This window comes from Thermoplasmatales archaeon, assembly GCA_014361245.1.
Classification (GTDB): Archaea; Thermoplasmatota; E2; order UBA202; family JdFR-43; genus JACIWB01.
In genome coordinates this window covers 1-14,015 of record JACIWB010000035.1, presented here as the reverse complement: position 1 = coordinate 14,015, position 14,015 = coordinate 1, and the positions used below count along the sequence as shown (strand labels likewise).

Annotated in this window: 11 protein-coding genes and 3 tRNA genes; 6 read left to right on the top strand and 8 right to left on the bottom strand. The window is 33.5% G+C overall.

Annotation, left to right across the window (positions count from 1 at the left end):
- Nucleotides 1–583: 583 nt before the first annotated feature.
- Nucleotides 584–656: transfer RNA gene (locus tag H5T45_05945), tRNA-Gly, on the top strand.
- 2 nt (nt 657–658) lie between these two features.
- On the opposite strand, the gene H5T45_05940 is transcribed toward H5T45_05945, so the two are convergent.
- Nucleotides 659–1,528, bottom strand: a complete 870-nt coding sequence (locus H5T45_05940; protein MBC7129252.1) for a DMT family transporter — start codon at nt 1,526–1,528, stop codon at nt 659–661.
- A 213-nt stretch (nt 1,529–1,741) separates the two neighbouring features.
- On the opposite strand from H5T45_05940, the gene H5T45_05935 reads away from it, so the two are divergent.
- Both H5T45_05935 and H5T45_05930 read left to right on the top strand, forming a co-directional pair.
- Nucleotides 1,742–3,019 (top strand): hypothetical protein, encoded by a 1,278-nt coding sequence (locus H5T45_05935; protein ID MBC7129251.1) that lies wholly within the window; start codon nt 1,742–1,744, stop codon nt 3,017–3,019.
- Nucleotides 3,020–3,461: 442 nt separating this feature from the next.
- Nucleotides 3,462–4,664 carry a right-handed parallel beta-helix repeat-containing protein gene (locus tag H5T45_05930; protein ID MBC7129250.1) on the top strand — a complete coding sequence of 401 codons (1,203 nt, stop codon included), beginning with the start codon at nt 3,462–3,464 and terminating at the stop codon, nt 4,662–4,664.
- A 103-nt stretch (nt 4,665–4,767) separates the two neighbouring features.
- Here H5T45_05930 and H5T45_05925 read toward each other — a convergent pair.
- The 3 genes from H5T45_05925 to H5T45_05915 all read right to left on the bottom strand — a co-directional run bounded on the left by H5T45_05925 (nt 4,768) and on the right by H5T45_05915 (nt 5,723).
- Nucleotides 4,768–4,841 (bottom strand) — tRNA-Thr (locus H5T45_05925).
- A 253-nt stretch (nt 4,842–5,094) separates the two neighbouring features.
- A complete protein-coding gene (locus tag H5T45_05920) occupies nt 5,095–5,280 on the bottom strand; it encodes a hypothetical protein (protein MBC7129249.1) in 186 nt (61 codons plus the stop codon).
- Nucleotides 5,281–5,414: 134 nt separating this feature from the next.
- Nucleotides 5,415–5,723 carry a hypothetical protein gene (locus H5T45_05915; GenBank protein MBC7129248.1) on the bottom strand — a complete coding sequence of 103 codons (309 nt, stop codon included), beginning with the start codon at nt 5,721–5,723 and terminating at the stop codon, nt 5,415–5,417.
- 3 nt (nt 5,724–5,726) lie between these two features.
- Here H5T45_05915 and H5T45_05910 point away from each other — a divergent pair, with 3 nt between their 5' ends.
- From H5T45_05910 to H5T45_05900, 3 genes are all read left to right on the top strand, one after another.
- Complete coding sequence (locus tag H5T45_05910) at nt 5,727–7,157, top strand: hypothetical protein (protein ID MBC7129247.1); 1,431 nt, start codon at nt 5,727–5,729, stop codon at nt 7,155–7,157.
- 79 nt (nt 7,158–7,236) lie between these two features.
- A complete protein-coding gene (gene nth / locus H5T45_05905) occupies nt 7,237–7,899 on the top strand; it encodes an endonuclease III (GenBank protein MBC7129246.1) in 663 nt (220 codons plus the stop codon).
- A complete protein-coding gene (locus H5T45_05900) occupies nt 7,868–8,908 on the top strand; it encodes a 50S ribosome-binding GTPase (protein MBC7129245.1) in 1,041 nt (346 codons plus the stop codon). The genes nth and H5T45_05900 overlap by 32 nt, the downstream gene beginning before the upstream one ends.
- Here H5T45_05900 and H5T45_05895 read toward each other — a convergent pair.
- The 4 genes from H5T45_05895 to H5T45_05880 form a co-directional block, all read right to left on the bottom strand.
- Nucleotides 8,898–9,248 (bottom strand): carboxymuconolactone decarboxylase family protein, encoded by a 351-nt coding sequence (locus tag H5T45_05895; protein MBC7129244.1) that lies wholly within the window; start codon nt 9,246–9,248, stop codon nt 8,898–8,900. The two genes, H5T45_05900 and H5T45_05895, sit on opposite strands and share 11 nt — an antisense overlap.
- A complete protein-coding gene (locus tag H5T45_05890; GenBank protein ID MBC7129243.1) occupies nt 9,245–12,736 on the bottom strand; it encodes a glycosyltransferase family 39 protein in 3,492 nt (1,163 codons plus the stop codon). Before H5T45_05890 ends, H5T45_05895 begins: the two co-directional genes overlap by 4 nt.
- A gap of 50 nt (nt 12,737–12,786) precedes the next feature.
- Nucleotides 12,787–12,878 (bottom strand) — tRNA-Lys (locus tag H5T45_05885).
- A 31-nt stretch (nt 12,879–12,909) separates the two neighbouring features.
- Nucleotides 12,910–13,683: a winged helix-turn-helix transcriptional regulator gene (locus H5T45_05880; protein MBC7129242.1), complete on the bottom strand. Its 774-nt coding sequence runs from the start codon at nt 13,681–13,683 to the stop codon at nt 12,910–12,912.
- Nucleotides 13,684–14,015: the final 332 nt, after the last annotated feature.

Here is a 14,015-nt window from a genome sequence, read left to right as displayed (position 1 = left end):
AATCCCGTATCTTTTCAGTATCAAATATGGTCTTCCATCTGTTATAGCAACAGATGGCAATTTTCCATACATGTTTCGCATCGCACAAATCAATTTTTTACAGGCCATGTTTGTTCTGCTCCTACGTTTGTTCTGCTCCTACTTATCATAAAGAAGACAATCTTTCTGGTTTCTGGTTCAATGACAAACCAAAACCAGAAATTCATATCCCCTATTTGAAGAGATGTCTCATCAATGACAACACACTGAGGCTTTTATCTGCGATGCTATTTTTCAATACACTCCCAAATTTGTGCAGCCAGTTCCATATGGCGGTTCTGCTTCTCCTTACGAATATACGAATTGCCGTAGAAACATCCCTTAGCGACAATCTGCACAGATATAGAAATAAGCTGTAAAGTATTATTTCCGCTGGTTTTTTCTCTCATAATGATACATTTTTCTTTCAATAATTGCATCCCTTTGCATTTTATCACCAAATGCATCTATGGGATGCATATTTTTATCGAAAATTTTGGTTAAGCTAACAGCACCTAACTCAAAATATAAAATGTTATATATCAAATTAATAATTTACTTTTAAGCGGGCGTAGTGTAGTCTGGTATCACATAGCCCTGCCACGGCTATAACCCGGGTTCGAATCCCGGCGCCCGCATTCTAATTTTCCTCTTTTTTAGATAAAAAATATATTCCAGCTAAAAGAAGAAAAATTCCCGAAATTTGTAATGGGGTTAAGGTTTCTCCTAAAATAAAAAAGCTCAAGATAGAAGAAAAAAATGGGGTTGATAATTCTATTGCTGATACCTGAGCTGCTTTTATTCTTTTTAATCCTTCATAGTATAGAATGGTTCCTGTTCCTCCTATAAAGCCAAGAAATATTTGATAAATGTTTGCTAAATATAATTTTGAATTGAGCGCCAGATAAATAAGGAGAGGAAATGATGCTATCAAAAATCTGTAAAAAGTTAAAACACCAGCATTTATGCCAGTGAGATATTTTCTTCCAACTATTGCAGTTGTTGCCCAGGCAAATGTTGCAAGCAAAACAAAAAGATCGCCACTTGTTCCAAATTTCATGGATAAAAAATTTTGAAATGTTCCTGTTGTTACTAAAAATGCTGAAAAGATCATGAGAAAAATCCCAGTGAAGTCATACTTATTTAATTTGTCTTCTTTCAATAAAAAGAAACCAAGCATTATTATAAAAACAGGCTGTATATGCCCAATTAAAACAGCGTTTATTACTGGAATTTTTGTTAATGAAAAAAGATATAATAAATCCCCTACTAAAGTTCCAACAATTCCAATATAAAAAATTTTTATTAGATATTTTCCTTTTATTTTTAAATCGGATTTATTTATTACTGTTACATAAAAAATTGCTATAATGCAGGAAAAAGTTGCTCTTATTGCAGATGCTTGAATAAAATCAGAATTTGCATAAGCAAGTTTTGCGAAAATTGGCTCAATAGCCCAAAAAAAGCTTGCAGCCATGATTGCAATCATTCCTTTTGTTTTATCTTCCATCATGGTTATTGTTCTTCTGAATTTAAACTTATAAGAAAAAGATTAAATTTCTTTCCTTTATTTATTTTGAAAGAAGTAACGGATGAATTGAAAAAGATAAAAGTTTAATGAACCTAGAAATTAAATTGCCATCTCGACTTATGTAAATTCTTTTAAAATTTGATTGATTTTATGAGTAACAAAAATTAAATATTATTTTTGTATGCTTTTTTCATGATTAAAAGAAAATTGATTGCATTTGTTATCTTTTTGGCGGCGATATCACCGCAATTTTTCATCAGCAAAAGCTTTGGTTATGCTATGGGGGGATGGCTTGAAGAGAAGGAAGGGGTTAAAATTTTGCATATAAGTGGAACAAATTATGAAATGGGCTACCAGCACGGCTCTCTTTTGAGAAATGAGACAAGAGAAAATATAAGAGCTTTTCTTAGCCATTGTTCAAATTATGATGATCTCCTAAATGCATGGAATATAACAAAAAATTACATTCCGCAGGAATATATTGAGGAACTGCATGGTATTGCTGATGGAGCAGAAATAAAATTTGAGGATGTTATTGTTGCTTACATGTCTGTTGTAACATGGGGGATGAGCTGTTTTGGTGTTTCTGCCTGGGGAAATGCTACCGCTGACGGAAAACTCTATCACTTCAGAAGCTTCGATTTGCCAATGAATATAAGAGATCCCTTAACTGGAAAATATGTTCATGAAAATTCCGTTTTAATTGTAAGAAAGCCAAAAAATGGCTATGCTTCCGTCTCACCATCTTTTGCCGGCTCTCTGCATGGGGGCGGAGGATTTAATGAAAAGGGAATTGCCATAGGGATGCAGACTTGTTGGAGTAGAGATTCAACTTTTTATGGAACACCGGAATTTATAAAGGTTGAGATGGTGCTGGACCATGCATCTAATATATGGGATGGAACTGATTATTTAATAAAAAATAGCACTGCTGGATGGAACTTCATTTTGTCGGATTGTAAGATTCCAGCTGGGTATGCAATTGAAGTAACCGCTAACCATTCCTATGTTGGCACATATGATAATCTAGTAGAATCAACACCTCCCTTCTGGGGAATAAAAGAAGTGGTTAGAAGAACAAATTTTTTCATTTCTCCAGAAATTGCAAAAACCCAGAGAGATCATTATGATCCTTCCGGAATATCTGGTTTCATTAGAATATTTACAGAAAATGATATATTTTTTGTCATATGGAGGAGCTATAAAGTAATGAGTGAAATGATAGAAGAAAACTATGGAAGATTTGATTTAAACACCTCAATGTATCTTTTCCAGAGCACATATCGAGGGGATAGCGATACTCTTTTAAAAATTTTGATAAAACTTGCTGAAGGAACAAGTTTCAATAGGGCATGGAATATGTGGGTTGCATGTCCAGAGACAGGAGATTTTGTTGTAAGTTTCGCTGAAAGAGATAAAATTGCTTTTTCAACACCATATCACTATTTCAATTTGTTTGAATTAATTTAGACTAAGTGAAGAAAAAATGGTAAAAGATTTGAATATTTAAAAACTTACTCTTCTGTTGATGTTGGTATTGCCGAGGAATTGTTATTTATTAAAGATAACTTTGAGGAGTTTATATTTAATTATAAATTTTGGATAGATAAGTATATATATGGATATAAGCATTAATATATGAGGAAAATTATATGTGTGGTAGCAATTGCAATATTTTTGACCTCTAATGTTTTTGGAATTTTTTTAAAAGCGAAAAAAAAATATAGGTGAAAATGATGATTTTATCTACTTCTTTCCAAATCCTATTGGGGAAGGAGATATAGAAGGAAAAGAAATCAATACCTCCGATGGTAAAAAAGGAATAATACAGCGAGTAGCAGACAGTAAGGACCCACCAACAGATATTATGGATATATGCGACTATGTTACAATTGAATGGAAAGAGCCAAAAATGAAAAAACCTTGGAAGACTTATCATATAGATGATATGTCCCCTGCAGGAGGCGATGGATGGTATTTCCATTTTCGATATAAATCTTCAAACAGACTCCCCCCTTTCGATTTACCTGGTCCGGGACTGCCACCATTTCAAGATGAAAAACGTAACCATTATGTTGATGATAGTAATACTGGAGGCCCCTGGGACGGCTCATTTGAGAATCCTTACAAAACAATACAGGAAGGGATTGATATAGCCAAAAAAGGTGATACAATTTTTGTTTTTCCAGGCATTTATCAAGAGAAAATTATCATTGACAAGGATTGCATAGGATTAATATCACTAACTTATGAGCAGCCTATAATAGATGGAGGAAAAGAGGGTAATGTAGTTACTATTAAAGGTAAAGCAGTGAATTTACATGGTTTTGTAATACAAAACAGTGGAACATTTGAGGAGGGTAGTGGTTTGGATATACAATCAAATGACAACACAATATCTGGAAATATTATAAAAAACAACCAGAATGGAGTATATATTCACAGCTCATCTAAGAATAATGTAATCTTTGAGAATTCTATTCAAAATAATGAATGGGGTATTTTCATTATGCACGAGTGTAGAGATAATTACCTTTTTAACAACAATTTCATTGATAACAGAGGATTTCATGCAAAAGATTATAGCATAAATAAATGGGATTCAGAATTCTACTATGGAAACTACTGGGATGACTATAAAGGAAGTGATAATAATGGCAATGGTATTGGAGATACACCATATCATATCCTAGGAGAATCCAATCGGGATAATCAACCATTGATGAAGCCTTGGCAGAATAAAAAGCCAGATACACCTATTATTGAAGGAATTACTTCAGGAAAAATACAGACAATTTATAATTTTTCAGTAAATTCGTCAGATTCCAGCAATCATGATTTAATATATGAAATTGACTGGGGTGATGGTTCAAATGAATATATCTCATATTCTGAATCTGGCATATCCATAAACATAACTCATAGTTGGGAATCAAGTGGAGATTATTTAATAAAGATTAGAGCAATAGATTATTATGGTGCTGAAAGTGATTGGGGAACATTGAAAATATCTATGCCAAAAAGCATAGCATCAGATATAATTTTTCAGAAGCTCATTTATCTTTTCTCTTTCTTTGAAAAAATAATAAGCCTATATTTCAGATATTTTGTATAATTCCAGGAATGCTAGGGTTCATAGATTCCAATACCATGTAAATAAAATGGATAAAATCTGCAAGGGCTATTAAAATTATAAAAATGCTATCGGTATTTTTAAGAGCCGCCTCCGGGATTTGAACCCGGGACCTATTCCTTACCAAGGAATCGCTCTGCCCGGCTGAGCCAAGGCGGCTTGAGTATAAGGAATAAAACTTTTTTAATTTTTGCGGTTTAAAATAGGTGCTGTTAACTTTAGCATTGCAGCACCTCCTGCAATGCTACTATAAATCTTTCATATTCATTATACATTGTTATCCCTCTACAATAAAAAACTGTAGTTATTGGATAAACTCTGATGGCTCCGTATCCAATTATAATAGAAAACATAAATGGAAAACCAGAGCTTCACATGTTTTATTTTCCATCTCTTGCTTGGAAAATAGTTATCAAAATGTTCTATCTTTTATTGTTTCAATTACCCTTTCAACATAATTTCTGATGCCCCCGGAAATAATCTCGTGATGAATCCCGTATCTTTTCAGTATCAGATATGGTCTTCCATCTGTTATAGCAACAGATTGCAATTTTCCATACATGTTTCGCATCGCACAAATCAATTTTTTACAGGCCATGTTTGTTCTGCTACTACTTATCATAAAGAAGACAATCTTTCTGGTTCAATGACAAACCAAAACCAGAAATTCATATCCCCTATTTGAAGAGATGTCTCATCAATGACAACACACTGAGGCTTTTATCTGAGATGCTATTTTTCAATACACTCCTGAATTTGTGCAGCCATTTCCATATGGCAGTTCTGCTTCTCTTTACGAATATGCGAATTGCCGTAGAAACATCCCTTAGCGACAATCTGCACAGATACAGAAATACGCTGTAAAGTATTATTTCCACTGGTTCTTTCTCTCATAACGATACATTTTTCTTTCAATAATTGCATCCCTTTGCGTTTATCACCAAATGCATCTATGGGATGCATATTTTTATCGAAAATTTTGGTTAAGCTAACAGCACCATTTTTGGTGGTAAAAATTTTATACTCAAGCGCAATAATCAATACATGAGATATATAGCAATATTCATCGTTGCAATTTTGTTAATTCCTTCAACATTTTCAATAGAAAGAAAAGAAGGCATAGGATGGTTAAAAAATGGTTATCCAGATATAAATATTCACAAACCTGATTATATAGGTGTTGGAATATTAAATGGAAAAATTGCAATAATTTACAATGGTATTGCAAACGAAATTTTTGAAAGTGCCTCGCTATATGATTTCTTGATAATTTCACCAGATGCATGGCTGAGCGAGATTGAAGCATTGAAGCAGCATAAGGAAAGCAAGGGAATAAAAACAATAGCAGTGGGGCTGAATGAAATTTACAGTAGCAAGTATTTCCCCTGCAATGGCAGGGATGATGCTGAAAAAGTGAAATATTTCATTAAAAATGCAATTGAGGAATGGGGAATAAAATATGTTATGCTTGTAGGGGACATCTATAAAATGCCGATAAGAAATGCTTTGCATATATGGAGAGATGGGACAAAGCTAAGAGAATTTCCAGTTCCAACAGATTTGTATTATGCGGATATTTATAGATATGAAGATGGAAGAATTGTATTTTCTTCATGGGATACAAATGGAAATGGAAAATACGGGGAGGAATATGAAGATGGATATACACAGGGAGATATTATAGATTTATATCCTGACATATATCTTGGTAGAATAGCCTGCGAAAATAAATTAGTACTTAAAAATGTGATTAACAAAATAATAAAATACGAAAGCATGGCAAAAGGTGAGGAATGGTTCAAGAAAATAGTTCTTGTTGGGGGGGATACTTTTCCAGGATGGGGTATTTTAGAGGGAGAGGTAATGAATGAAATTGTTGCCCGGATAATGAATGATTTTGAACCAATAAGAATTCAATACTCCTTAGGAAATTTAAATCCTTTAGAAATTCAGAAGGCTTTACAAAAAGGTTGCGGCTTCCTTTATTATTCGGGACACGGCTTCCCCTATGGATGGGCAACCCATGGAAGCGGCGAAGAATGGATTGGAAGATATTTTACCCCATATATTCTTGCCCTTTTCAATGGCTATAAATTACCAGTAATATTTTTTGATGCTTGCCTTACAGCAAAACTTGATTTTAATTCATCTGATTTGAGAGAGGACGGTGTGCCCGTGCCTTTTAATGCTTCATTTCCATGCTTTGCTTGGTATTTCATCCGCCATCCATATGGAGGGGCAATAGCGACAGTTGGGGCTACAAGGGTTGCATATACTGGAGTTGATGAAGATGGACCTCATTGGGGGGCTAGCTATCTTGCATATAAATTTTTCAGTGCATATAGAGAAACGCATGTTTTAGGAGAGGTTTTTGCAAAAGCTCAGATGGAATATGTTAGTTCTATGTGGGATACATGGACAATTGAGGAATTTATATTGCTTGGAGACCCCACTCTGAAAATTGGAGGATATTAAATAAATTCTCTAATGTTTTGCAATAGGATTATTTGTTTTAATGAGAGAAATGCTTTTTAAAATGAAAAAATTAAAATAAATGATTATCTTAATTCACCAAATGATTGAGATAATAGATATTTTGAGGAGGGAATATCCCCATATTAAGGGCACTGCACTTAATTATAAAAATCCTTTGGAATTACTTATCGCAACAATTTTATCAGCTCAAACAACTGATGAAAGAGTTAATATGGTAACAGAAGAGCTTTTTAAAAAATATAAAAGTGCTGAAGAATTTGCAAGTGCGGATATAAATGAGCTTGAGAGATATATAAAAAGTGTTAATTTTTATAAAAATAAGGCAAGATATATAAAGGAATGCTGTAAAATAATATCAGAGAAATACAGAGGAAAAATTCCTGATAATATGCAGGATTTGATTTCCCTGCCAGGAGTGAGTAGAAAAACTGCAAATGTTGTTCTTTCAAATGCATTCAGGAAAGATGAGGGAATTGTTGTAGATACCCATGTAATGAGATTGAGCCAGAGAATAGGACTTACAGATGAAAAAAACAGGGATAAAATTGAAGAAGATTTGATGAAGAAATTTCCAAAAGATAAATGGTTTGATTTATCTAATCTTTTGATAGCACACGGAAGAAAAATATGTAAAGCAAAAAACCCTCTCTGTGAAAAATGCGTTTTAAATAAGATATGCAGGAGTGCCTATGAACATCGAAGAGGAGATAAAAAGAATTGAAGAGGAGATAAAAAACACCCCTTACAATAAAGCAACAGAAAAACATATAGGGCTCCTGAAAGCGAAGCTCGCCCGCCTGCGGGAAGAGGCGAGGAAAGGAGGAAGAAAAGGAGGGCGTGGATTTGCGATAAAGAAAGCGGGAGATGCAAGTGTTGCAATAGTTGGACCGCCATCTGTTGGAAAATCGACTTTGCTGAATTGTTTAACGAATGCAAGAAGTGAGGTTGCGGATTATGCTTTTACAACAAAATTGCCTGTGCCAGGGATGATGGAATATGAAGGTTGCCAGATCCAGATAATTGATTTGCCAGGGTTAATAAAAAGTAGCGAAGAAAGAGAAGTATTTTCGATGGCTAGAAATGTGGATTTGATAATTATAATGGTGGATATATATTCGATTGATAAAATTGGGGAGATAGAAAAAGAGTTAAGAGAGGCGGGTATAAAGATAAATGAGAAAAAACCAAATGTTGTTATAAGAAGAAAGGATAGGGGAGGGATTTCAATTCAGCTTTCAAAAAAGTGTAAAATAAGTGAAGATGTTGCAAAAGCAATTTTGATGGAATATTTAAATAATGCTGATGTTGTTATAAGGGATGATATTAATGAAGAGCAACTTATAGATGCAATAATTGGAAATAAAGTATATTTACCAGCTATTAGAGTGATAAATAAAATTGATATTGAGGAAAGGAAAGTGGATTTTGACGCAATCCCTGTATCAGCTAAATTTGGGTATGGAATAGAGGAGCTGAAGAAAAGAATTTTTGAAAAACTTGAATTGATAAGAATTTATATGAAGCCAGAAAAAAAGAAAATAGAAGAAAAACCAATGGTTATGAAAAAAGGAGCAACTGTTAGAGATGTGTGTGAAAAACTTCACAGAGATTTTGTTAAAAATTTTCAGTATGCAATAGTAAGTGGTAAATCAGTATCTTTTAATGGACAGAGAGTAGGGCTAAATCATGAACTTGCAGATGGAGATGTGCTTACAATAGTTACTCGCTAACTTTTTCTTTTCTTATCTCATCTATCATCTCATAGGCATATCTTATATGAGGAATTGTTATTGAGCCACCAACAATAAGTGCTACATCTAAAGCTTCATACAATTCTTCATTAGTATAACCTTCATCAATACATTTATCAAGATGATATAGAATGCAGTCATTGCATCTTAGCACAACAGATGCAACAAGTCCGAGCAATTCTTTTGTTTTTCTGCTCAATTTTCTGTCCAAATAAACACTTTCATCAAGGGAGAAAAATCTTTTTGTGTTCAATGTTCCTTCCTGCAATATTTTTTTGTTAATTTTTTCCCTGTATTCTTTAAATTCTCTATATCTCATTCTCTCCTCAATTTTATATCAATTGTCTTTGGCTGGTCTCCTATCTTTATATCAACTGTTCCTTCATATCTGTAATAAACCGTCTCATTTTCTATAACCTTTGAATAATTTACTTCTATTCTGTATTTTGCTGGATAGAGAGCTACCAGATAATATCCTGTGGAATTTGACCTTGCACTTTCATTTACTGAATAATTATCAATTCTTTCAATAACATTGAATTGAACTGTTACACCCTGCATTGTTTCATTTTCATCTCTTACTCCATCACTGTTCTCATCATACCATACAATCCCGCTTACATTTACTTTTGAAGGAGCCAATGAAATGTTATACCATACTGTTGAATTTGGAACAACATTTACATTTATTATTTTTGGCTGATAACCATCTTTTGTAACATTTATTGTATAAACAATTGGAAGTAATTTCTGGAATTCATATTCATTTGCATAAACTTCTTTTCCATCAAAGCTAATCTTTGCTTGCAACCTTTCATCTCCTTCATTATAACTTCCATTATTATCTTTATCCCAGTAAATTATTCCTCTTATTCCCCCTCTCTCAATATTTATTGTTCCGATATCTCTTATCCAGTAAGCAACCCTTGTAGCCTCTTCCTCACTTATTGGCTGATAATCAGTTCCATCAAATCTTATTTCTTTTATAAGTGTTTCATTTGCATAGAAGGAAAGGGTTATGTTTCCAGCTGGAGCAATTACGCTGAATTTCCCGTCTTTATCAGTAAAGCTAACATCATGTGGAATTTTTTCAAGCGTTCTATTCAAAACTTGATTGCCGTATCTCATCTCAAGCAATTGCTTAAAATCATCTCTAACAATAACTTTTATTCCTTCAAGTGGCTCGCCGCCGCTTATCAATCTCCCCTCTATTTTAGCTCCCTCATAATATTTTGCAATTACGACAGCTGGCATACCAAGGCAAAGTTCTCCTCTCAAAAACAGCTTTGAATTTGTAATATTTACAGGAGAAATATATTTTATAACAAAATGCTTCATGTAGGCGGTTGGATAGTAATAATAGCTTCCTTCCCCAAAAGGATTTGTTGCATTATCTGTCCAGAATGGGATTAAATACCAGTAACCATAATTTTCTGCTCCCTCAAACATTTCCTTTGGCAGTGTAACTCCCAAATATGTTCTATAAACCATGCTTTCATAAAAACCTTGCTTTTTCTCTGTATATGTATCAAATTTTCCATATATATCACTTATTTCATCCTGTGTAAGTCCTTTTGTTATATTTCTTAATTCATCTGGGGTAAAACTCTGCCCTGTTTTAGATGATCTATAATATAACTTGTAATAATCATCTTCAGCTGTTTCATATCCAAAAACTCCCTTATCCGCAAGGAAGGTGAATACATTGAAAATATTTATATCATATCCCTCCACACCATAATATCTTATGCTCTTGCTGGTATAATTCTGAACTTCTCTATAAAGCATTGTTATATTTTCATCATCTAACATGCTAATTATCCTTACCCCATCGTGATAGACAGCATTTTCATCCCTTACAACATAATTTTTTCCACCATAATTTTCTCCAACAATTTTTCCAGCAGATGTATTTTCATATTTTCCTTCCAAAATTTTCTCCAAATCATTGCTCATATTTCCTAAATATTTATCAAAAATGTTTTTAAGTCCGCTGCTTAATTCTCCGTTCTTTTTCACATCTCCTTCAGCAAGGCGAATAATAAAAACAGCAACAGCCTCTTGCTCATTTCTTGAAGTATGCATGTTTGCAGCTGGAGGAATGCCCTCTTGGAAGTTATCCGCTACAGTTGGATTTTTCCCAACAGCAACACAGTAAAAGCCATAGTCCCACCAAGAAATGAATGCTGGCTTTTCACTTTCATTAAATCGAGAATTTTCTCTCTTCAGCCAGGAAAATGCATCAACCCAGTATTCCTCAGTGTTGAAGCCAAGCCCATATGCTCCAAGTTTTTTCCCTTTTGTTTGATAATCCTGTTTTATATTTGATGGTAGGGCTGCATCAAATGAAAGCCAAACATTTGGAAATATAACAAAAAATGCTATAAAAATAGCCCCCACAACATGCCTTATTTTCATTCCTTTTCTTATCGCACGCAGCCCGCCGCCCGCGTCCCTTATCGTTTTAATCATGCCCGAGAAATCTATTTTTGAAATTATAATCAAAAGTCCGTATGCTCCGAAAACCGCAATCAGAGGAACTAAATCATTTAAAAATCTTCCAGCAATGCCCGCCAACCATATCTCAACCGCAAGCCATACAAATATTGCAAAATATTCCCTGTAAAATTTCCTCTTGTAAAACTGATATAACAAAAACACGAATCCAAAGCATGCAATCAGATAAAAAACAGGTCCAAATGACATTATTGTTCTGCTTATATCAAAAGGAAATGCCTCCGCTATTGTTAAGGATACTTTTCCACCATATATTGCTTTTCCAAATATAACATCTGATACTGGAGTAAATAGTTTAAGGAATGAATTTGTTGTATTCCTTATTAGATACAAAAATATGAGGGAAAAAATTCCAAGAGCAAAGATTGAGGGAATGGAAATAATCCATGGTATATTCTTTTTTCCAATCCATATATAGATAGCGCTGAAAACTGCAACTGCTATTATTATTGCAAGATAAACCGTTGTAAATCCTCTGACCACCCAGGTGATGGGTAGAGACAGAATATAGCCTACAAACATTGAAGTTAAAATTGCTGTTGGAACCTTCTTCTCTATTTTCTTTGTTAATATATCAATAAGCATCTGGACAATTCCATATACTCCTATAAGGGCATATATATATTCTGCGGATACCCATGTCATTGTTATGCCCGCAACGCATAAGCCTGCAAGAGAGGCAAGCAAAAATGATGCTTTTTTATTTTCTTCCTTTAAAGCCATTATTAAGAATGCAATTGATGAAGTAGTTAGTAAAAGAATAAAGGAATCATGGTCGTAAAGGGAATATGCAGAGCCGTGCCCTGCGGCAAGATGAATTGGAATAAGGGCAACAAAAAGGGATGCAATTAAACCAACTTTCCTGTTGAAAACAATTTTTCCCAAGAAATAAACAGGAATAACAAGCAATGCCCCATATATCGGTGAAACCCATTGCATTGCGTATCCCATTGCATCGCTTTCATTCATAAATAAAGAAAATATTTTGCCAACTCCTATTGTAAGCATTGTAAAAAGAGGAGGTCTGCTACCCGTGCCATACAATGGATAGTTTAATAGAGGATCCAGGTCGCCGTATTTGCCCCCAATATATGGGTATTTCCCTGTTTCAAGTGTTTTTTCAAGCAGACGCATATTATAGTATGGGTCTGGACCCGCTAAATAATATTTTTCTTCAAGCAAGCTTGCGTCTTTATTTATTGCAACATCTGAAGAGAAATTAAAATAGCTATTCAATAGAAGCACTATCGCAAATGCACATGCAAGCCATAAAGCGTCTATCTTTTTCATTTTAATCATTGTTGGATAAAAAACTGTAAATAAATATTTTGTGGTTATAGCGGGCCTGGGGGGATTTTCGTGGCGTCGCCATTTCGAACCCTCGGCCACCTGGTTAAAAGCCAGGTGCTCTACCTAGCTGAGCTACAGGCCCTATGAAAAAATGCTTCTATATATATATTTTTTCACATGACTAAACGATATTTAATTTCCTGCATTGATTTGGAATTATATTCTTCAATTGATGAAATTGCTCTTCTTATTTCATTTTCTTCTCCAATTAATGCAACTTTAAGACCCTTCTGAACAGCCTCTATTGCGGAATTTACAGGACAAAATTCAAAATCGTATCTTATTTTTGCCTTTATTGATGCTATTTTCCCAATTTCTCCCAATATCCCAATTCTCTCAACCCCAATTTCCTCAATTTTCTCTCTTAATTCTTCAAAATTTATTTTTTTATAAATTTTTTCAGGAGATGGAAGCGAAAATAAATATATTTCTCCGAGAGAGAGATTTATTATCCCCTCTATCCCAGTTATTGCAATGCTCTCTCCTTTTTCCGCATTTTTTATAGCTATACCATAGGCTGAAGAATTTTTTTTTGAATATGCATATAGATATCCATCCCTCATAAAAAGAGCTACTTTTTCTCCTTTTCTAATCTTATTTCCTGCTATTGCATAACAAATTCTTATTATATTGAGTTTTTTCTTTTTTTCATCTATATATCTCTCTAAGGAATTTACCCCATTGAAGATTTCTTCGATTCCTTTCATTGTAACCTTATATTTATTCCTTATAATACTGACTAAACCATCTTCTTTCATTTCTTTCAAATATTTAGAAACGGCTTGTTTTGTAATTCCTATTTTCTCCGCTACGCTACTTAAATTTTCCCCATCCGTTGCAATTTCCAGCAATATGAGAAATTTCTTTGAAAGCAGATCTTTAACCATAAAATTATTGTTTCATAAATTAAAAACATTATGGTGAGAGGATGCAAATTTTTCAAGAACTTGAAAATTTAAAAAATAAAAAATGCTATACAAACCAATATAATTAGTTAGAAGGAGAAATATTTTTTGATGGGATCAGTATTTCCGAATGTTATGTTAGATTTTGATTTTTGCAAAAAATAAAAATTTTTTATCAACTTAATTTAAATCTATGAAAACAACTATTCCATCTTTTGTATCTTTTATCTGGGATAAAATTTTATTTTGAATTGAATAAAATTCATCTAAAATTTCTTTAAAATTTTTCTTACTTAATCTTGTATAAACTGTAT

Bases quoted from the DNA above. Each gene is read 5' to 3' on its own strand.
- nth (MBC7129246.1), top strand. From the start codon at position 7,237: ATGATTATCTTAATTCACCAAATGATTGAGATAATAGATATTTTGAGG.
- H5T45_05880 (MBC7129242.1), bottom strand. From the start codon at position 13,683: ATGGTTAAAGATCTGCTTTCAAAGAAATTTCTCATATTGCTGGAAATT.
- H5T45_05940 (MBC7129252.1), bottom strand. From the start codon at position 1,528: ATGGAAGATAAAACAAAAGGAATGATTGCAATCATGGCTGCAAGCTTT.
- H5T45_05930 (MBC7129250.1), top strand. From the start codon at position 3,462: ATGAAAAAACCTTGGAAGACTTATCATATAGATGATATGTCCCCTGCA.
- H5T45_05890 (MBC7129243.1), bottom strand. From the start codon at position 12,736: ATGAAAAAGATAGACGCTTTATGGCTTGCATGTGCATTTGCGATAGTG.
- H5T45_05935 (MBC7129251.1), top strand. From the start codon at position 1,742: ATGATTAAAAGAAAATTGATTGCATTTGTTATCTTTTTGGCGGCGATA.
- H5T45_05900 (MBC7129245.1), top strand. From the start codon at position 7,868: ATGAACATCGAAGAGGAGATAAAAAGAATTGAAGAGGAGATAAAAAAC.
- H5T45_05920 (MBC7129249.1), bottom strand. From the start codon at position 5,280: ATGGCCTGTAAAAAATTGATTTGTGCGATGCGAAACATGTATGGAAAA.
- H5T45_05910 (MBC7129247.1), top strand. From the start codon at position 5,727: ATGAGATATATAGCAATATTCATCGTTGCAATTTTGTTAATTCCTTCA.
- H5T45_05895 (MBC7129244.1), bottom strand. From the start codon at position 9,248: ATGAGATATAGAGAATTTAAAGAATACAGGGAAAAAATTAACAAAAAA.